Origin of the sequence: Bartonella sp. 220B (assembly GCF_026930205.1) — a bacterium.
In the GTDB taxonomy this organism is placed as follows: domain Bacteria; phylum Pseudomonadota; class Alphaproteobacteria; order Rhizobiales; family Rhizobiaceae; genus Bartonella.
On sequence record NZ_JANHOI010000003.1, the window covers coordinates 141,482 to 162,789 of the forward strand.

Here is a 21,308-nt window from a genome sequence, read left to right on the forward strand (position 1 = left end):
CAGAAGAACATAGTTCAAAATTGAGCATGACAAATATCACAATAATGCAATAATGGTAAGGACATGAGCCCTCCATTCCATATAAGAAGCATTTTTTCTCTTAAAAGTTATATTCATGCAACGACATAAATTTGCTCAACACAAAAAAGACACTGATCTTCAATGCTATAAAAAAAACATGGAAAAGGCATTTTATGGCTTACTTTCTTTATCACTTAACCTATAAAACAGTTTTAGCCCTAAAATTTAACTATTTTGCCTGACGCAATCGCGCACAGATGTTTGTCATAGGAAAAAACCATGCCAAAACGCACAGATATAAAATCTATTCTTATCATTGGAGCAGGACCTATTGTTATTGGTCAGGCATGTGAGTTTGACTATTCAGGCACACAAGCTTGTAAAGCATTAAAAGAAGAAGGTTACCGAATTATTTTGGTTAATTCTAATCCTGCCACTATTATGACCGACCCAGATTTAGCTGATGCAACTTATATTGAACCTATTACCCCTGAAATAGTTGCACAAATTATTGCTCGTGAACGTCCCGACGCACTTTTACCCACCATGGGCGGTCAAACAGCCCTTAATACAGCCTTATCCTTAAAGCGTATGGGCGTTTTAAACCGCTATCAGGTGGAAATGATAGGTGCTAATGCCGATGCGATTGATAAAGCTGAAGATCGTGCTTTATTTCGCAAAGCGATGGCAAAAATCGGTTTGGAAACACCACGTTCTATGCTCGCCAACGCAACAGAACTTAAAGAAAAAAATCGCCGACAACATGCAAAAAAACGCGATGAACTGAAAGCAAAACTTTCCGGTGATGCTCTTGATCAAGCACTGGAAAAGCTTGAACGAAACTGGCGTCATACAGAAGCTGACCGTAAACAACATTATATCGCACATGCGACAGCAAAAGCAGTTCAAGCGCTTGATGTTATTGGTCTTCCAGCGATTATCCGTCCTTCCTTCACCCTTGGTGGAACCGGCGGAGGAATTGCTTATAATCGCTCTGAATTTTATGAAATCATTGAACGAGGGCTTGAAGCTTCACCGACAACAGAAGTTTTGATTGAAGAAAGTGTTTTGGGATGGAAAGAATATGAAATGGAAGTTGTTCGCGATAAGAACGACAACTGTATCATTGTTTGTTCCATTGAAAATATTGATCCGATGGGTATTCATACTGGTGATTCGATCACTGTAGCCCCTGCCCTCACCTTAACGGACAAAGAGTATCAATGTATGCGCAATGCTTCCATTGCTGTACTGCGCGAAATTGGTGTTGAAACAGGTGGGGCAAATGTACAGTTTGCTGTTAATCCTGAAAACGGCCGCCTTGTTGTTATTGAAATGAACCCGCGTGTTTCCCGCTCTTCAGCACTTGCCTCAAAAGCAACAGGTTTTCCCATTGCAAAAGTAGCGGCCAAACTAGCTGTTGGCTACACACTTGATGAATTAAAAAATGATATTACAGGTGGTGTAACACCAGCATCATTTGAACCTTCTATTGACTATATTGTCACCAAGATTCCTCGTTTTGCTTTTGAGAAATTTCCTGGTTCATCATCTGTCCTCACAACTGCAATGAAATCTGTAGGGGAAGTAATGGCAATAGGCCGTACTTTTCAAGAATCGCTGCAAAAAGCACTCCGTGGACTTGAAACAGGTCTTACCGGTCTTGATGAAATTGTCATTCCTGAACATGCTGAAGGTGATGAAAAGAGTTCTATACGCTCTGCCATTGCAATCCCAAGTCCTGATCGCTTACGCTACATTGCCCAAGCAATGCGTGCGGGCTTACCTTTAAATGAAATTCATCAAATCAGCAAAATTGATCCGTGGTTTTTGGAACAAATAGCCTCAATTATTGAAATGGAACAATACATCCGCATCCATGGATTGCCCCAAGATGCAGATAATCTACGCATGTTAAAAGCAATGGGCTTTTCGGATGCGCGTTTAGCCACCCTTACGGGGCAAAAGCCTGATGATATTGCTGCTTTGCGCAAAACACTTAATGTTAAGCACGTTTTCAAGCGAATTGACTCGTGTGCAGCGGAATTTTCTTCACCTACAGCCTATATGTATTCAACATATGAAGCACCCTTTGCTGGGATAGAACACTCAGAAGCACAAGTTTCTGAACGCAAAAAAATTGTCATTTTAGGCGGGGGACCAAACCGCATTGGACAAGGCATTGAATTTGACTATTGTTGCTGCCACGCTGCTTTTGCACTCCGTGAAGCAGGCTTTGAAACCATTATGATCAACTGCAATCCTGAAACTGTTTCAACAGATTACGATACCTCTGATCGTCTTTATTTTGAATCTTTAACAACAGAAGATGTTATCGCTATTTTAGAAACAGAACAGCAAAAAGGCGAATTGGTTGGAGTCATTGTTCAATTTGGTGGACAAACACCACTGAAATTAGCAAGTGCACTAGAAAAACATAATATCCCCATCCTAGGCACTTCACCTGAAGCCATTGATTTAGCAGAAGATAGAGATCGTTTTCAAAAATTATTGTTCAAACTTAACTTAACCCAACCTCAAAATGGTATTGCCCATTCAATCGAACAAGCACACCTCATCGCCCATGAATTAGGCTTTCCACTGGTTGTGCGCCCTTCTTATGTTTTAGGAGGACGTGCTATGCAAATTATCCGTGATGAACGCAGCTTGCAAAATTATTTGCTTGAGAGTATCCCTGAGTTGGTTTCAGAAGATATCAAAGCCCGTTATCCCAACGACAAAACAAGACAGATCAATATATTGCTTGGTAAAAATCCGCTTTTATTTGATACCTATTTGACAGAAGCAATTGAAGTTGATGTTGATTGTCTTTGCGATGGAGAAGAGACACTGGTTGTTGGTATTATGGAACATATTGAAGAAGCCGGCATCCACTCTGGTGATTCAGCATGTTCTTTACCAGTCCATACGCTCTCTCATAACATAGTCGCTGAATTAGAACATCAAACCAAAGCATTAGCACAAGCACTTCATGTTCGTGGCTTGATGAATGTGCAATATGCCATTAAAGAGGGCACAATTTATGTCTTAGAGGTTAATCCGCGTGCTTCGCGTACTATCCCCTTCGTCGCAAAAACAATTGGTCGCCCCATTGCTAAAATAGCCGCGCGTATTATGGCAGGAGAAACGCTTCAAACTTATGGTGGTTTACCCTCTCTGCAACAAAAACAACATATTGCTGTCAAAGAAGCGGTTTTTCCTTTTGCTCGTTTTTCGGGTGTCGATACACTTCTTGGTCCAGAAATGCGCTCAACCGGTGAGGTTATGGGACTTGATTATGAATTTGCCCTTGCTTTCGCTAAAGCGCAACTTGGAGCTGGTGTTGAACTCCCAAAAGAGGGAACTTTGTTCGTTTCTGTGAGGGATGAAGATAAAAAGCGTATCTTAAACCCCGTAAAATGTTTAACTGAGCTTGGCTTTACTGTTTTAGCAACAAGTGGAACACAAAAATTTCTTACCGAACATAATATTGAGGCAAAAAAAATTAACAAAGTCTTAGAGGGGCATCCTCATATTGAGGACGCTATTCGTAATCGACAAATTCAATTAATTTTCAATACAACCAGCACTGCCAGTGCCATCTCAGATTCCAAATCATTACGCCAAGCAGCACTTATGCAAAAAGTCCCCTATTATACAACAATAGCTGGAGCTGAAGCTGTCGTAGAAGCGATCAAAGCCCTCAAAAAGAAGTGTCTTGAAGTGCGTTCACTACAAAGCTACTTCGCTTGAGTTTCTCGCCATGGAACAATGCACACACACGCTTTATATTTTTTCTTTATATGAAAACATAAATTAAGGCTTGCTTTTTATTCTAAAGACTTTTATACGGGTTTTATCGGACTTTCGGTTATGTGACTTTCTTTCCTGTGCGACATGCACTCTCGACGAAACTTCTCCCACCTAATTTCGATCTGAAACCGTATTGAGAGCTTTTTAGTTCCAGTACACAATGCAATTATATATTTTAAGGAATCTCCTATGTCTACAGGAACAGTTAAGTGGTTTAATACAACAAAAGGTTTTGGATTTATTCAGCCGAGTGATGGCAGTGCAGATGTCTTTGTACATATTTCCGCTGTTGAGCGTTCTGGTTTAAATAACCTTAATGAAGGACAAAAAATCTCTTATGACGTTCTTCAAGATCGTCGTTCTGGAAAATTTGCCGCTAGCAACCTTGCAGCACTTTAATCTTTTAATTCTGCAATAGTTTTAAAAAACCTTCATCTTTATAGACGAAGGTTTTTTTGCTTTTTATAAAGCGTAATTTACCTTTATAAAATAAAAAACGCATTTCCTATAATGCTTTTTTCCCCTTCCATCTTCTATAATCACCGCGATTGCCTCTTTCCTGTAAAACCTCAAAAAACGACTGCATAGAGTCACTTTGAAACAAAAATTTCTCAGCTCTCTACAGCTATCACTCTAAACCAAAGGAGAACTCAGACATCATTCAGAAACCTCACCCAAAAAAGCTTTTTTATCAAATCCCTAGAAAATAGGTTTGACCTGTTTGATCTTTTTGCACCAACATCCGATAAAATATCCTTCTTTGTGAATGCATTATTGTCGTTATACGCTGTCTTTCATTTGAGCGAGAAAAATGCTAGACATAGGCACAGACAAAAAGAGTATTAAACATTATCGTTTCACGCTCACAACCCTCGGTAACTTTTTCTCAATAGAATCCTATCCCCCTGTCAATCTCTACTCTTGAGATAAAAACTCTCTCCTGCTATCGCTCCTATTGTCTTCTATCGCCTATAAATGGAATATATCGCTCATTTACCTTTCTCTCAAATCTTACTAAAGAGCAAAAAACTTAAAAAATTTTCTGCAATTTTCTATTGCATACAACGTAATCTCTTATAGAATACTCTCAAATCAATAAGTATTTTCTGATATATACAAGGATTGAAATGATGGCTTTTATCGCCGACCGGCTTTCCCATATCAAACCTTCTGCAACAATTGCTGTTTCTCAAAAAGCACGTAATTTGAAAGCATTAGGTCGTGATGTTATTGCTTTAAGTGCTGGAGAACCGGATTTTGATACACCAGACAATATCAAAAATGCCGCCATTGAAGCTATTCGACGTGGAGAAACAAAATATACCCCCATATCTGGTATTCCAGAATTGCGCCAAGCAATTGCAGCGAAATTTAAAAGAGAAAATAATCTCACCTATCAACCAGAGCAAATTATTGTTGGTACCGGTGGTAAGCAAATCCTCTTTAATGCGCTGATGGCAACTTTAAATAAAGGAGATGAAGTTATCATTCCCTCTCCTTATTGGGTCAGTTATCCAGAAATGGTTACTCTCAACGGCGGTACACCTGTCTTTGCAGAAACCAAAGCCGAATTTTCTTATAAGCTTCAACCACAAGAGCTAGAAGCTGCTATTACCCCCAAAACTAAGTGGTTTATCTTTAACTCTCCTTCAAATCCATCAGGTGCCGCTTATACACATGACGAATTAAAAAAACTAACAGATGTTTTAGTAAAATATCCTCATATTTATATTCTCACCGATGATATCTATGAACATCTCACATACGAAGGTTTTACTTTTGTCACTCCAGCAGAAGTAGAACCAAAACTCTATGACCGTACACTCACAATGAACGGTGTTTCTAAAGCTTATGCCATGACGGGTTGGCGAATCGGTTACGCTGGAGGACCGCAAGAATTAATTAAAGCCATGGATACCATTCAAGGCCAGCAAACATCTGGTACAAGTTCTATCTCACAATGGGCGGCTGTCGAAGCGCTCAATGGTCCCCAAGATTTTATTACCCAAAATAAAAGTATTTTCCAAGCACGCCGTGATCTCGTCGTTTCCATGTTAAACCAAGCTCCCGGCATTCATTGTCCAACACCTGAAGGTGCTTTTTATGTTTATCCTTCCTGTGCAGAACTCATTGGAAAAAAAACACCTAAAGGTAAAGTAATCTCTCATGATGAAGACTTTGTAATAGCGCTTCTAGAAGCAGAATCAATTGCTGTCGTTCATGGATCTGCTTTTGGACTCGGACCAGCTTTTCGTATTTCTTATGCAACATCAGAAAAATTACTTGAAGAAGCTTGCTTACGTATCCAGCGCTTTTGTAATAATTTACTTTAAAAACTTTGAACAACATCTCCTGTTATAGTTTTATCAGAGATTAGTTTATCTGTGAGATTTTCGGCTGTAAAATTACGGCATAAATAAATGGGCTTTTCTCAGAAAATGCTCCCAGTGAAATGAGATATCAATCGAAAACAGAAAAAATGAAATGTCCTATTCCGCCCCGTGAAAAATAAGAAATTTTAAAAAGGAGTCTCTTATATAAGGGACTTTCTCTTCCATATTTAAACCTGTATCATTGACTATTTAAAATGCGGTGATCAAGAAACAACTCTTTCAGAATTCTAGAAATCATATTCAATGATTATCATTCAAAAAGCTTTTTATGATGTGTGAAGTCCACTCTCTGTCAAACTTGACATATTCCGCAATGATTATCATAACCCAAATGATCTTCAAAGTTTGTTATCATACCGCGATGCACCTAAAAAATATTGGATATCTATAAAAGTTATATTTTTTTTATCATCTGCCAAGATATCTGCATTTTTAGGTACTATTCTAAGAAAAAAAGCCGGACAAAATGCCCGGCAAATTTGGAAAATCTTCAGAGATAAAATCAATCTGACAGACCTTCATAAGGGAACACTCAAGAAAATGCAATGGGAGGCAACATAATCAAGAGATAATACTCTATGTCATTTTATAAGGAAAAGTACAATAAAGACTTCAGCGTATCTGCTATGCAATAAACACATAGCTTAAAATGTTACACCATTAAAAAGACCAATGACGTGCTTTTAAAAAAATATAATCTCGAAAAGCTTTCAACTTAGCCAAATTCTTTAAAGCATAAGGGTAACAAAAAAAAGTATCAAAGGAAGGAATATCAACTATATCAGGAAAAAGACGTACAAGTCGCTCATCATTATTAACAAGATAATCAGGAAGCACAGCAATACCAAGATCACACATAATCGCATTCTTGATTGAGATAATATTGTTGATTCGTAATACTGAAAGACGCAAAGATCCGTCATTTCTACCGGCCTTTTCCAACCAATTTAAACCAGATAAATAAGGTGGAACAGGTTCACCAAACGAAATAATACGATGCGCATCCAGCTCAGAGAGTGTTTCTGGTTTGCCATAATTCACAATATAATTCTCAGAAGCATAAACATGCATATGAATTGTAAAAAGTTTTCTTTGTATAAGATCTGGTTGTTGGGGCTGATGTAAACGAACAGCACAGTCTGCATGGCGCATTGTCAAATCAAGTTCCTTATCATCAAACAGGAGTTGAACCTGTATATCCGGATAAAGCCTAAGAAATTCTGGCATACGCTCCACAAGCCATCCTGCCCCCACTCCAAAGGTCGATGTAACACGTAAAATCCCTGTTGGCTTTTCACAACTTTCACTTAAATGCGAACGTGCACTCTCAAGCTTCATCAAAACTTCATGTGTTGTACGATAAAGAATTTCACCCTGCTCAGTTAAGATTAACCCACGAGCATGCCGCTGAAACAAAGATACACCAACCTCCTGCTCTAAAGCTGAAACCTGCCGTGAAATCGCTGATTGAGATAAATAAAGCTTTTGGGCTGCATGGGTAAAAGAACCTGCTTCCGCCACAGCATGAAAAACCCTTAATTTATCCCAATCCAACGGTGATGTCACAATTGAATCTCCTATTTTTTACGCTTGCAGATCTAAAAAACGTTCCGCTTCCAAGGCTGCCATACATCCTCTTCCCGCCGCTGTTACAGCTTGACGGAACACCTCATCTGCTACATCCCCTGCAGCAAACACACCAGCAATGCTTGTTGCTGTTGAATCTGGTACAGTCCATAAATAGCCCCCTGGTTTTTGTTTTAGTTGTCCTTCAAATAAAGAAACAGCAGGGTCATGACCAATGGCAATGAATATTCCCTCGATATTCACCTTCATTTCTTTACCAGTCTTAACATTTTTAAGACGTGCACCTGTCACAACAGCTCCTCTTGAATCTTGCGCTGGCAAACCAACAATTTCTTCTACGACATGATCCCAAAGAACACGAACATTATCACGAGCAAACAATCTATCTTGCAAAATTTTTTCTGCCCGAAAATAATCTCGCCGATGCACCACACTTACACTCTTTGCCAAATGTGATAAATAAAGCGCTTCCTCAATTGCTGTATTTCCCCCTCCTACGACAATAACATCCTTATCACGATAAAAAAATCCATCACACGTAGCGCAAGCAGAAACACCACCACCCATAAAAGTTTGTTCACTTTCTAAACCAAGCCAACGTGCCTTGGCCCCTGTTGCAATAATGAGGGCATCGCAACAATATTGCGTTCCTGAATCTCCATGTAAGATAAAAGGATAATTTAATAATTCAGCCTTTGTAATAGTGTCATAGACAATTTTTGTACCCATATTTTCAGCTTGTTTTGCCATTTGTTCCATCAACCATGGTCCTTGAATTGAATCAGCAAAACCTGGATAATTCTCAACATCAGTTGTAATCGTCAACTGTCCACCCTGTTGCACGCCAGTCACCAAAACGGGCTCGAGCATTGCTCTTGCTGCATAAATCGCCGCTGTATAACCAGCTGGACCAGATCCAATAATAAGCAGACGAATATGCGACTGTACCATAGAATCCCCTTCACTTTTTCTTACTTAATTATTATAAATACAACGAAATGGAGCCTTTTTAAAAAACATTTTTCAACAACTTAAATTATTGTGTATATGTAATCCTTTTTAAATTTAGTGAAAAGATTACCATCAATTCATCAAGGCACGTATAATATAGAAATTAATCTTTATCTTATAAAGAAAAAAACGTAAATTCTTATAAGCATAAAATTGTAACAAAAAGTCATATAAAGATAGGTAACGGCCATTTTTCAGTTTATCATCAATGTCTGTGCACGTTTTGCATTAATCATGGGAGGAGCAATGCTTCTGCCGATTTTTGTGGATTTGCACGACAACAATCATAATTGGATAATCTTTCTCTACTCTTGCGCCATAATCACCATGCTAGCAACGCTGATTCTTTTAGCAACAAGTGGTGCGACCTGTCGTTTTTCGGCACGGCTTGGCTTTATGCTCACTGTTTGTCTTTGGCTAACAGGAAGTGTTGTAGGCGCCCTTCCTCTTTATCTTTCTTCTTTACCAATTTCGCTAGCAGGAGCAATCTTTGAATCCGTTTCTGGAATTACAACCACAGGCTCCACAGTACTCACTAATCTTGACAATTTGCCACGAAGTATTTTGCTATGGCGTTCACTTATATGTTGGATTGGAGGTATTGGTTTTATCGGTTTAGCCTTATTGCTTTTGCCTTCACTACGTGTTGGTGGAGTACGACTATTTCATATGGAATCATCAGATAAATCTGAAAAAATATTGCCCCGTATCAACCAAATTGCTAACGGAATTATCATAGCTTATGTTGGGCTAACATTAGCTTGTATACTTTCCTATTTTGCTTCAGGCATGAGCTTATTTGATGCCATCAACCACGCAATGAGCACAGTAGCAACAGCTGGTTTCTCAACCCATGACGCCTCTTTTGGCTATTTTTCTGATAAACCAGCTATTTTGATTGTTTCTACAATCTTTATGCTGCTCTCTGCCTTACCCTTTGTGCTTTATGTTAAATTAGTGCTTCCAGGTCACTCAAAACGCTTTATTGATCCACAAGTAATTGTTTTCCTCAATATTGTGTTCTTCTTTAGCTTTGCCTTAGCAGCATGGTTGCGTCTTCATGATCATCGCACCTTTCATTGGATTTTTCTCGATGTTATTTTTCACCTTTCATCTATTATAAGCACTACGGGCTATAGCGCAGAAGATTACCAACTTTGGGGACCTTTTGCACTTGGAGTTTTTTTCATTATTTCTTTTACGGGGGGATGTGCAGGCTCTACCTCTGGTGGTATGAAAATCAATCGCCTCATTATTCTTTGGCGTATCACACAAACCAATATAGCAAAACTTCTTTCGCCTAATGTTATTGTAAAAACACACTATGATCACTCAAATATATCAAGTGATGTTGCCAAAGCAGTTTTGTTTTTTGTATGTCTTTACATGTTCTGTCTTGTTATTGGCACTGCACTTTTACTCACAACTGGTCTTGATTTTACCTCTGCATTTACCGGAGTTTTAACCGCCCTTTCAAATATTGGTCCAGGTTTTGGAGATATTATCGGTCCTGCTGGTAATTTTTCCACCATTAATGATAACGCACTATGGATTTTAAGTTTTCTCATGCTCGCAGGACGTCTTGAAATTATAACCATATTCGTACTTTTTATTCCTGCTTTTTGGCGTGAACAATTTTAATGCATAGTATTTGATCTTGTAATAACAAGAAATTGATACGCTCAATAATGTATGCATAAAATTGAACTCTGATTCAATCTATTGAAAAATCTTTAAAAAACTTCACAGATTTCAGCTAAGTTATTTTAACAATGATTTCTTTTTTAGAAAATAATTAATATTTTACAAATACTTTTTTCTACTGTAGCGCACTTAATAGAATTTTTATTCTTGAAAAATGTACAACCACTCCTCTCAAGAAGCAATAGAAACAGCTTCAAGAGTCTATCCCCATAATAAAGAACACCGTACTCTCTTAAAAAAATTACAAAAGTAAGAAATAATCACCTTTTTACCTGTAATCTCCATTACTCTGAAAACATAAAATTTCAATTTTTTATGAAAAACTCTGAGAGTTTGCCGTTATATCACTTCAAAAACACATCTCAATTTTGTGACATAATATTTATATTATTGAACTTTTTCCTTGAAATATTTATAGAGATCTTATTAGAATGCTATTCTTTTGCCTTCTCAAAAAAATCCTGATATATTTAAAGTGTTTTCTCCGCAAACATTTCCTCGTAAACACTTCCGATTGCTGCCGCCTCCTTGTCCAAAGGAAAATGTGTACGAACATGGGTTAACGCTTTTTGCCCTGCTTTTAAGGTTTTTTCTAAATCAGCAAGATAAGGTTCAATGGCTTCTGTTAAAGCATCTCCATCTCCTACTTTCACAACTGTTCCTGTCCCCTCTACCACCAATTCTTTAAAAATTCCCACATCACTGGTCACGACAACTGTTTGTGACGCCATTGCCTCCAATGGCGTTAAACCAAAACCCTCCACACGAGAAGGCGCTACATAAAGCGACAAACGACGGTACCACACAGGTGTATTCAACACCTCACCAAGAAAAATAATACGGTCATCCAAACCGGCTTCTGTAACTTTTTGTCGTAATTTTTTTTCAAAATGATAATGTTGTTCTGTCGTACGACCAGCGATAAACGCTGTCCATTCAGGATAGCGGGGTAATAATGCTATCATTGCATCTACAAACAAATCGATGCCCTTTAAATAACGCACACGCCCAAAACACCCCACCGCATATTTTCCAGGAAACCCTGACGAAGCAAAATAATCTTCAACAGTTTGTGGTGGAGAAAAACGCTCAATATCCACCCCATGCATAATAACCTGATGCGGCACCTCTAAGTAAGTTCCCGTGCATGCACTGGTAGCAATCACCTTATCCATACGGCGCAACAACCATTTGGTAAAAGGCTGATGATGACGTCGAGAAGCCGATGTAAAGACGAGCTTTAGCTTCATCCGCAAAACATCACGTAAAAAGACTCCACAAAGCATTTCAATATTGCGTCGTGCATGCCAAATACGAAAGGGCTTGCCCTTCGGACTTTTCCAAAGTCCGAAAAGATCTTTAAAAGCAAGAGCGGGCAATTCTTTTGGTAATCCAAAACCAAAAGTGGATATACGTACACCTTGCTTGCTCTGTAATGGAATAAGCTGAATAACTATAGATGTTACGCCTGATAAACGCTTTTTAAAATGAGGAGCAATAATCTCAGTTTCTTTTAAAGACACACGCATAACAGTTTAGATATATTGAACCTCAATAATTTCATAATTATGCGCTCCACCAGGTGCATTCACCTCAATCACATCACCCTCTTGCTTTCCGATAAGTGCACGGGCAATAGGTGAGGAAATAGAGATTTTGCCGGTTTTTACGTCAGCTTCTTGATCACCAACAATCTGATACACTTTTTTTTCTTCAGTATCCTCGTCCAAAAGCTTGATAGTAGCACCAAATTTAATTTTGTCACCTGAAAGACGCGAGACATTAATAACTTCCGCCCGCGCAATATAATCTTCAAGTTCATTGATACGCCCCTCATTATGACTTTGCGCTTCTTTAGCAGCATGATATTCGGCATTTTCTGAAAGATCCCCATGCGCACGCGCCTCAGAAATTGCTTCAATAATCCGTGGACGTTCCTGTTGTTGACGCCAACGCAACTCTTCTTTAAGACTTTCAAAACCAGCTGTAGTCATCGGAACTTTTTTCATAATCCGTCCCTTTCTGTTACACGGAAGGCTCAATAAAAATATAAAAAACGGCTTCCAAAATCACTTTTGGAATCCGAAAACCACAATTTATAATTATATAGTACAGCATCCTTATTTTCCATATAAAAATAAAAAGGAAGACAAAACACTCACCAAATTTTGTTTAAATAATTCCAATATTGGTGCGTTAAAATATTCAACTAAGCTCTTATAATCAAAAGCTTAAAGAAGAAACAATTGTATTTTTTCTTCTTTATCATAATATAGTGAAGGAGATCTTATAAGAAATGAAGAGAAATCTCTGAAGGGACCCTCTGTGGAAAAATGAAAAAAATAGTGTGTTTTTTTGTGTTTAGCTCTCTCTTTCTAAACACCATGATATCTAAAGCTGCAGATGCGTTTGTTGTAAGCAATCTTAATTTTAGAGCAGGACCAGGCACGCAACATGCACTTCGTGGACTTATTCCCGCAGGGAAATTGGTCTTTGTCCAAACTTGTGAAGGAAACTGGTGCCATATCAGATACAACGCTCAAACAGGTTGGGTATCATCTCGTTACCTCGCATTTAAAGAGGGAAATGACCTTTATCATACATACGCAATATTTTCAGGAACAAATCGTAATATGTATGGCTTTAATATCCGTAATCGGCATAATGAACATTTTTATGGTATAAACGAAAGCAGCTGCTATCACACTAAAAACATCAAAAGAAACTCTTCAGAGAACTAACCAAATATCCTATGAAATACTTCAATAAGTCTAAATAAAACTGCTAATTAACGCTTTATCATTTTTTTATTCAAACTGGTGAATGGGATATTTTTAAAACACATATATTTCTATATCAAGGAAGAATGAATGAAAAATGGTGTTACAGCAACAGTTGAAGCTCTTTCCATACTGATTGCCTCGGGTAATCCTCTTTTTAAAAATGGAGTCTTATGGACACCCCACCGTCCTGTTCGCCCTGAAAAATCTGAAGGGGGCATTTCATTTCAACTCAACACATCCTTTGAACCAGCAGGGGATCAACCTAAAGCAATCAAAACTCTGGTTGAGGGAATTGAAAAGAATGAACGTACGCAAGTGCTTTTGGGCGTTACAGGATCAGGAAAAACCTACACAATGGCCAAAATCATTGAAAAAACGCAACGTCCAGCTTTGATCTTAGCACCCAATAAAACTCTAGCAGCACAACTTTACGGAGAATTTAAAAGTTTTTTTCCCCACAATGCCGTAGAATATTTTGTTTCCTATTACGACTATTATCAGCCGGAAGCCTATGTTGCACGCTCTGACACTTATATTGAAAAAGAATCCTCCATTAATGAACAAATCGACCGTATGCGCCATGCTGCAACACGCGCTGTTCTTGAACGTGATGATGTCATTATTGTTGCATCTGTATCCTGTATTTACGGGATTGGTTCGGTAGAAACCTATACTGCAATGACCTTCAAAATAGAAAAAGGTCAAAAACTCAATCAACGAAAATTACTGACCGATTTAGTTGCTCAACATTATCGTCGACAAGATATCAATTTCATTCGCGGTTCTTTTCGTGTTCGTGGAGATACAATTGAAATTTTCCCCGCTCACCTTGAAGATCGTGCTTGGCGCCTCTCTCTGTTTGGTGATGAAGTAGAAACAATTACTGAATTTGATCCGCTCACAGGACAAAAAACAGATAACCTTCAATCGATTAAAATTTATGCCAATTCACACTACGTAACACCGCGACCAACATTAAATCAAGCAATAAAGTCAATCAAAATGGAGCTCGTTCAACGCCTCGATGAATTGAATGCAGCTGGACGTCTTTTAGAGGCACAACGTTTAGAACAGCGTACAATCTTTGATTTAGAAATGTTAGAAACAACCGGCTCCTGCCCCGGAATTGAAAATTATTCACGCTACTTAACAGGAAGAAAACCTGGTGAACCACCACCAACCTTGTTTGAATACATTCCAAACAATGCTCTTGTTTTTATTGATGAAAGCCATGTCACAATTCCCCAAATCGGAGGCATGTACCGCGGAGACTTTCGAAGAAAAGCAACCTTAGCAGAATATGGATTTCGCCTCCCTTCTTGTATGGACAATCGTCCTTTACGTTTTGAAGAATGGGATGCCATGCGCCCACAAACTATTGCTGTCTCCGCAACACCTGGACGCTGGGAAATGGAAGAATCTCAAGGCATTTTTGCTGAACAAATTATTCGTCCAACAGGCCTTATTGATCCCTCAACAGAGGTTCGCCCAGCGCGCAATCAGGTTGATGATGTTGTGAACGAAATTCGCAAAACAACTCATAAAGGTTACCGTACATTGGTCACTGTCCTGACCAAGCGTATGGCTGAAGATTTGACAGAATATCTCCACGAACAAGGTATCCGCGTACGCTATATGCATTCTGATATTGATACATTAGAACGCATTGAAATTCTACGTGATCTTCGGCTTGGCACCTTTGATGTCCTCATCGGTATCAATCTGCTTCGAGAAGGCTTAGATATTCCAGAATGTGGTTTTGTCGCCATTCTAGATGCCGATAAAGAGGGGTTTCTGCGCTCTGAAACTTCACTCATACAAACAATCGGACGCGCTGCACGTAATGTAGATGGCCGTGTTATCCTCTACGCAGATACAATAACTGGGTCCATAGAACGAGCCTTACAGGAAACACAAAGACGCCGGCAAAAACAAATCGCCTATAATGAAGAACACCATATCACACCGACCAGTATCAAAAAAAATATCAGTGATATTCTTAATTTGGGATGTGAAAATGAGCATACTCCTACAAATGTTCCTGATTTTATGAGGAAAAACAATAGAATCGGCAAAAATTTAACACTTCATATTCAACATCTCGAAAAATCAATGCGTCAAGCAGCAGCTGACCTTAATTTTGAAGAAGCAGCACGCCTTCGTGATGAAATCAAACAACTACAGAAAATCGAATTGGCAATTGCGAATGATCCCTTAACACATCATAACGAACAATCCATCCACAAAACTAAATGATACAATAAAATCTTTTTGCCGAAAAATATTTTTCTAAGAAAGATCTTAAGCGGATAATTTCAACCATAAGCGCCATCATTTTGGAGAATCGTAAGATAATAAAGAAAATATCAAACTGTCTAAAATAGATCTCAGCTTCTCTAAAACTTGAAAAACAAGTGGTAAAAGAGCCCCTTCCCATAAAATGCCCCCTTAGGGTCAATGATGTTCCAATTGAGCTAAAAAACAATTTAAAGAGAATATTTCCTATATATAAAAACTTCCTATATAGAGTGTCTGCATATAATTGCACCATGATCGCTTATCAGCCTTATAAAAGCAATCAAACAGAGCAGTGCTCTATAACGCAAAGAGGTAAAATAAGATTTTATGACCATTCTATCAAAGTCTATGATGATAAAACCAATACCCTTTGTTCACACATCTTTTGTTCAGGTTCTATTTGCCAAAATGATGTAAAAAAAGTATTATACAGGGAATTTTGCCCTTATAATAAAAAGTCTGTTGTTATTCATAAGAGTTTATAACTTAATCTGAGTAGAATATATTTTTTAAAAACAAATTTTTGTCACGATATTATTCTATGGTATTATAAGACATACAAAACTTAATGGGTTTTTATTTTTTTTCGCCACAATAAAGTTTCAAATTGTTCAGGCTCTATTCAGTTTGATACGTGTAGGATGTAAAAAAATACGAATTTACATAAGGAGTATCGCTATGCAAAAAGTGGTTAGGCTGACAGTATTATCCGCAATATCAACAGCAAGTGTTTTGATGCCACTAGAGACAACACTTGCAGACATGTCGTGGGCTAATGGTGAGCATATTTCAAGAAAAATAGATAGACAAATGCAGAGTGTAAATAAAAAAATAGATGATACGATGAGGAACATGTGGGCAGGCACCCCTCCTCACAGCTCTAGTATCCGTTCTAATGATTATAGCTCTCATGCAGCTCGTACGAAGCATCACCACCACTATAATGTTGACCATAGAAGGACAGAACAAAGTCATCATCATGTTGAACGCAAAACACATCGTTATGTGGAACGTCATACAACAACGCACCGTAATGTTTATGTGAATTCCGGTAACTCCGGTGATGCTTTAGCTGTAGGTATTTTAGGGCTTGCGACTGCTGCAGTTTTGGGTACAATTCTTAAAAAACCAGAACAGCCTCAAATTATCTATCAAGCCCCACCACAAAATCAGATAATTTATCAAAAAGGTCCGCAAAAACAGGTGGTTTATAAAGGACAACAACCAGTGCAAAATCCACCACTCAACCAATCTTCGAAAGCTAAGTGGCTTAAATATTGCACAAAAAAATACCGTTCATTCAACCCTCAAACAGGAACTTTTCGAGGTTATGATGGCTTAGATCATCCCTGCTATGCTCCAGTAGATTGAATTAACTTGGTAAATTAAAATAACATTATAAAAAACCCGCTCTAAGGCGGGCTTTTATGCATTTCTCTCTTAAATCCCTTGCAGAAAAGGATTGTTTTGGCGCTCATAGCCTATGCGACTTCCTGGACCATGTCCGCAAATGAAACAAACATCATCACCTAAAGGCACAACTTTTTCTCGAAGAGATGTCATTAACTTTTCATGAGAGCAGAATGGGAAATCGGTGCGTCCAATAGAGCCACGAAAGAGGACATCACCCAATAAAGCAAAACGTTCTTTTTCATTGAAATAAATGACATGACCAGGAGAATGTCCTGGGGTATGAAAAACCTTGAAGACATGTTCCGCAAAATGAATGCACTCATCATCTTCTAACCATTGGTCAGGAACACAAATGCATGTATCAGTAATGCCATATTTTCTTGCACTTTCTTTTGCCGCATCCATCACAGGCTTATCATCGCGATGGGAACCAATAATTTTAACACCAAGCGCTTGTTTTGCTTGCATTGCAGCTCCCACATGATCAAAATGACCATGTGTTATCCAAATAGCTTCAACAATAATACCACTCTTTTCGATCACTTCTTGAATGCGAAACCAGTCACCACCAGGATCAACGAGAACACCCACTTTTTGTTCACTATCAAAAAGCAAAGTGCAATTTTGTTGAAAAGGTGTAACCGGAATAATATATGTGCTAAGTTTCCCCATGACATCCTTTTCAAAAATAAGATTTCTCAACTTACAAGGAGCATTCCTCTCCTTATAGGAGAATAGTCTTCTCGACAGCTTTATGCAAGTTATGTAAAGTTGAGTTTTATGTAAACTAAATTTTTGTCAAGGTTTTAAAGAATGACCGATCACATTCAAGTTTTATGTGACGATGCCCCTCACCTTCTTGTGATTGATGATGATACCCGTATTCGCAATCTTTTATCTCAATTTCTCATGAAAAATGGATTTCGTGTTTCAGTCTCAGCTCATGCTGATCAAGCAAGACGACAGCTCGCAAGCTTAGATTTTGATCTTCTGATAGTTGATATTATGATGCCCGGCGAAAATGGCATCAATCTCACCTCCTCACTGCGTCAGAAAAAAAATATTCCCATTCTCATGCTCACAGCTTTATCAGAAATAGACAATCGTATCGATGGTCTAGAAGCCGGAGCAGATGATTATCTCGCTAAGCCGTTTGATCCTCGTGAGCTTCTCCTTCGTATCAATGCCATTTTGCGTCGTGGTTTTCCCCTAAACCAACCCAAAATTGAGCAGATCATTTTTGGACCTTATATATTTTCCATTTCACGGCGCGAACTTAAAAAAGGAGGAGAAATGATTAAATTGACAGAGAGAGAACAAGAAATGATGGTCATTTTTGCCGAAAATGCGGGCAATACAATTCGCCGCCATAAATTTGCAACGGATGACAGCAATATCAGTGAACGTTCTATTGATGTACAAATCAATCGTCTTCGCCGTAAGATCGAAAAAAATCCAACAACCCCCATATGGCTTCAAACTGTGCGAGGAATAGGTTATAAACTCACAATTGAATAGACATATAATGATCAAAGCTTTAAGAAAATTTGTCCGATGGTTAACAAAGAAAATGCCTAAACGGCTTTATGCCCGCTCTTTGATCATTATTATCGCTCCTATGGTCCTCCTGCAAACAGTTATTGGCTACATCTTCATGGAACGGCACTGGCAAATGGTGACAGAACGTCTTTCAACCGCTGTCGTCCATGATATTTCTGCAATTATTGATATTATTGAAACCTATCCGCAACAAAAAAACTATGAAGAGATTAAGCGTATTGCACAACAGCGCATGGGGTTAAACATTTCTATCCTACCCCCAGCTCCTCTTCCCTCTCCAGGACCTAAACCATTTTTTGCCATCCTTGATTATTTTCTCAGTGAGGAAATTACTCACCAAATTAACCGTCCCTTCTGGATTGATACAGTAGGCGATTCTGATCTTGTAGAAATCCGCATTCACCTTGGTCATAATATCTTGCGTGTCTTTGCACTACGCAGCCAAGCTTACGCTTCCAATACCGCTATTTTTTTAAGCTGGATGGTAGGAACAGCTCTCGTTTTATTGCTGATAGCAATTTACTTCTTGCACAATCAAATTAAACCAATTCAACAATTAGCTGAAGCAGCAGAAAGTTTTGGACGTGGTCGTCCTTTACCAAAAGGATTTCATCCACAAGGCGCTGATGAAGTCCGTCGTGCTGGCATTGCTTTTTTACGTATGCGTGAACGTATTGAACGCCAAATCGAACAACGTACTATGATGCTTTCAGGTGTAAGCCATGATTTAAGAACTATTCTTACGCGTTTTAAACTTCAGCTAGCATTAGCAAATACAGACTTTGATATGAAACCACTTGAGCAAGATGTAAGTGACATGCAAAATATGTTAGAAGGTTACCTTTCTTTCGCCCGTGGCGAAGGAAATGAAAGTGTTAAAAGCTTTGATTTAAATGCTCTTATGCAAAAATTCTCCGCCGATGCCCATCTCCACAAACGTCAATTTTCCTATAGTGTTGAAGGTCCTACACACATACAAGTACGCCCTCATGCCTTCACCCGCCTCGTCAATAATCTTGTATCAAATGCATTTTGTTATGCGAACACTGTCCACCTAACAGCCATATCCAAACAAAACTCCCTCATCATGACTATCGACGATGATGGTCCTGGAATTCATGAAAATATGCGTACAGAAGTTTTCAAGCCATTTTTTAGACTCGACAAAGCACGAAATCAAGATGCCAGTGGAACGGGTCTTGGACTTTCTATTGCTCAAGATATAGCACGTAGCCATGGAGGCAACATTCAATTAAACGATAGCCCTCTAGGAGGATTGCGCGCTATTCTTGATATCCCCCTCTAAAATATTATACAAATTTTCTATCAAAAAACTGTAAAAGAAACTTGATAATTTAGGCATTCCCTATAGTTTCAAACAAAGCGTATTGCAGTGCCTTACAAGCACTTTCCCCTCTCCAAGCAACCATCTGAAATGCAACATAATAGCTTTCACAGATTTTAAGCGCATGTATCAACAATGTTTCAACCTGTAAATGAGATGGATGCACCCCACCAGCCAGAAGAAGCCCCTGCCGATAAATAACTGAATTATTCCCTTGCCAATAATCAAAATGTCCGAGTAACAATTTTTCATTAATTGCCAGCAATAAGCGATGCATTTCTGTTGTTCGAGCACTTTCAATAGAAAGATCAAATGCACAAGCTAAATGAAGGGCCTCCTGCTCTTCCATCCATGAAAAAGCGAGGCGATAATTTGTCCGCTTCCCTTCCACACAAACACTGATCTCATCTTGTGCATCCCGCTCAAATGACCAATCATATTTGCAGGCAATCTGTTCAATAAAATCAACAGGATGCTCTTCCCTTTCTGTGGCGCAAAATGCAAGCCTCATCATAAACCCTCAATTATATTAAAACATTGTACATTAAAACTTTGTCAACAGAACACAAATCAGCTAAATTGTAACAACATCTTGCTACAAGCAAAGCTTTTACACCAAACAAATACACATTAAAAACAATCGACAGTACACACTACCCAGAACACAAGAATGCTTCTCGCGGCAACTCGATAATAACAAAACGAATCATCAAGTTCTTCCAGTGTATTGATACAATTTCAGAGTACTAGCCCCCCTGATTGAAAAAAAATGTTTTCTACAAAAAACAAATCAAAAAATAAATAGGCAATCTACTCTAACAGACTCAGGATTAAGCATTTTTTAGTTTCACGCATCACATTGAAAAATTGGGGATATTTTTTCTAAGACTGTTATTTTTTTTGTGTCTTTGTTTTTTCTAACGCGTCAAGATGTTTTTTCAAATCAGCATTATCGGCCTGTATTTTCAATACCATTTCCTTAAAAGTCTCAAATTCTTCACGTGAAACAAGATCAAGTTTATTGGCTATCTTTTCAGCTTGCGAACGAAAAGCTGTTCCTGCTTCCCGCCGTATACCTTGTGCAACACCAGCTGCATCTGTTGCTAATTTTGCTAATTCATCAAGAATACGATTTGATCCATTACGCATGAGATTTTCCTTTAATTAAAATGTCTGATACAGGCATTATAGCGTATTTTCACAACATTTAGATATAATTTTTGTTCCTTTTATCCTACGGATTTTATTTCACCACGCAGATTTTACTCTAAATTTTTTACACTTCTTTTATCATCATAAAGTTTTAGCTCTAAAAACCAGTGGAAACCCACCACTCTCCTAGCTTGACCATTGCGCGTTCATCTGTCATTCCTGTGTTAT

16 protein-coding genes are annotated in these 21,308 nt (G+C 38.4%); 9 read left to right on the plus strand and 7 right to left on the minus strand.

Annotation, left to right across the window (positions count from 1 at the left end; all coding sequences use genetic code 11):
* The first annotated feature begins 300 nt into the window (after positions 1 to 300).
* From carB to NPX99_RS03530, 3 genes are all read left to right on the plus strand, one after another.
* Positions 301 to 3,774, plus strand: a complete 3,474-nt coding sequence (carB, locus tag NPX99_RS03520) for a carbamoyl-phosphate synthase large subunit (protein WP_269030478.1) — start codon at positions 301 to 303, stop codon at positions 3,772 to 3,774.
* A gap of 249 nt (positions 3,775 to 4,023) precedes the next feature.
* Positions 4,024 to 4,233 carry a cold-shock protein gene (locus tag NPX99_RS03525; protein WP_004863356.1) on the plus strand — a complete coding sequence of 70 codons (210 nt, stop codon included), beginning with the start codon at positions 4,024 to 4,026 and terminating at the stop codon, positions 4,231 to 4,233.
* 731 nt (positions 4,234 to 4,964) lie between these two features.
* A complete protein-coding gene (locus NPX99_RS03530) occupies positions 4,965 to 6,167 on the plus strand; it encodes a pyridoxal phosphate-dependent aminotransferase (RefSeq protein WP_269030584.1) in 1,203 nt (400 codons plus the stop codon).
* Between the two features lie 720 nt (positions 6,168 to 6,887).
* Here NPX99_RS03530 and NPX99_RS03535 read toward each other — a convergent pair.
* Together NPX99_RS03535 and trxB are read right to left on the minus strand one after the other, a co-directional pair.
* A complete protein-coding gene (locus NPX99_RS03535; RefSeq protein ID WP_269030481.1) occupies positions 6,888 to 7,793 on the minus strand; it encodes a LysR family transcriptional regulator in 906 nt (301 codons plus the stop codon).
* An 18-nt stretch (positions 7,794 to 7,811) separates the two neighbouring features.
* Positions 7,812 to 8,765, minus strand: a complete 954-nt coding sequence (gene trxB / locus NPX99_RS03540) for a thioredoxin-disulfide reductase (protein ID WP_269030482.1) — start codon at positions 8,763 to 8,765, stop codon at positions 7,812 to 7,814.
* A 306-nt stretch (positions 8,766 to 9,071) separates the two neighbouring features.
* Between trxB and NPX99_RS03545 the strand changes: the two genes are divergently transcribed.
* Positions 9,072 to 10,466: a TrkH family potassium uptake protein gene (locus NPX99_RS03545; protein WP_269030484.1), complete on the plus strand. Its 1,395-nt coding sequence runs from the start codon at positions 9,072 to 9,074 to the stop codon at positions 10,464 to 10,466.
* Between the two features lie 533 nt (positions 10,467 to 10,999).
* On the opposite strand, the gene NPX99_RS03550 is transcribed toward NPX99_RS03545, so the two are convergent.
* Both NPX99_RS03550 and greA read right to left on the minus strand, forming a co-directional pair.
* Positions 11,000 to 12,058 carry a glycosyltransferase family 4 protein gene (locus NPX99_RS03550; protein WP_269030486.1) on the minus strand — a complete coding sequence of 353 codons (1,059 nt, stop codon included), beginning with the start codon at positions 12,056 to 12,058 and terminating at the stop codon, positions 11,000 to 11,002.
* 6 nt (positions 12,059 to 12,064) lie between these two features.
* Positions 12,065 to 12,538: a transcription elongation factor GreA gene (greA, locus tag NPX99_RS03555; protein WP_035009226.1), complete on the minus strand. Its 474-nt coding sequence runs from the start codon at positions 12,536 to 12,538 to the stop codon at positions 12,065 to 12,067.
* Between the two features lie 324 nt (positions 12,539 to 12,862).
* Between greA and NPX99_RS03560 the strand changes: the two genes are divergently transcribed.
* The 3 genes from NPX99_RS03560 (at position 12,863) to NPX99_RS03570 (ending at position 16,981) form a co-directional block, all read left to right on the plus strand.
* Positions 12,863 to 13,270: an SH3 domain-containing protein gene (locus tag NPX99_RS03560; RefSeq protein ID WP_269030490.1), complete on the plus strand. Its 408-nt coding sequence runs from the start codon at positions 12,863 to 12,865 to the stop codon at positions 13,268 to 13,270.
* Between the two features lie 129 nt (positions 13,271 to 13,399).
* Positions 13,400 to 15,568, plus strand: a complete 2,169-nt coding sequence (gene uvrB, locus NPX99_RS03565) for an excinuclease ABC subunit UvrB (RefSeq protein ID WP_269030492.1) — start codon at positions 13,400 to 13,402, stop codon at positions 15,566 to 15,568.
* Between the two features lie 720 nt (positions 15,569 to 16,288).
* Positions 16,289 to 16,981, plus strand: coding sequence for a BA14K family protein (locus NPX99_RS03570; RefSeq protein ID WP_269030494.1), 693 nt, complete (start codon positions 16,289 to 16,291; stop codon positions 16,979 to 16,981).
* Positions 16,982 to 17,050: 69 nt separating this feature from the next.
* Here the strand turns inward: NPX99_RS03570 and NPX99_RS03575 are convergent, their stop codons facing one another.
* Complete coding sequence (locus NPX99_RS03575) at positions 17,051 to 17,695, minus strand: MBL fold metallo-hydrolase (protein ID WP_269030496.1); 645 nt, start codon at positions 17,693 to 17,695, stop codon at positions 17,051 to 17,053.
* A gap of 141 nt (positions 17,696 to 17,836) precedes the next feature.
* On the opposite strand from NPX99_RS03575, the gene NPX99_RS03580 reads away from it, so the two are divergent.
* Together NPX99_RS03580 and NPX99_RS03585 are read left to right on the plus strand one after the other, a co-directional pair.
* Positions 17,837 to 18,541 (plus strand): response regulator, encoded by a 705-nt coding sequence (locus NPX99_RS03580; protein ID WP_269030498.1) that lies wholly within the window; start codon positions 17,837 to 17,839, stop codon positions 18,539 to 18,541.
* 7 nt (positions 18,542 to 18,548) lie between these two features.
* The gene (locus NPX99_RS03585; protein ID WP_269030500.1) at positions 18,549 to 19,889 is read left to right on the plus strand and encodes an ATP-binding protein; all 1,341 of its coding nucleotides are present in this window, start codon (positions 18,549 to 18,551) and stop codon (positions 19,887 to 19,889) included.
* Positions 19,890 to 19,938: 49 nt separating this feature from the next.
* On the opposite strand, the gene NPX99_RS03590 is transcribed toward NPX99_RS03585, so the two are convergent.
* Positions 19,939 to 20,439: a YbjN domain-containing protein gene (locus tag NPX99_RS03590; RefSeq protein WP_269030585.1), complete on the minus strand. Its 501-nt coding sequence runs from the start codon at positions 20,437 to 20,439 to the stop codon at positions 19,939 to 19,941.
* Positions 20,440 to 20,819: 380 nt separating this feature from the next.
* Entirely contained in the window at positions 20,820 to 21,077 is a 258-nt protein-coding gene (locus tag NPX99_RS03595) for an accessory factor UbiK family protein (RefSeq protein WP_269030502.1), read from the minus strand.
* Positions 21,078 to 21,308: the final 231 nt, after the last annotated feature.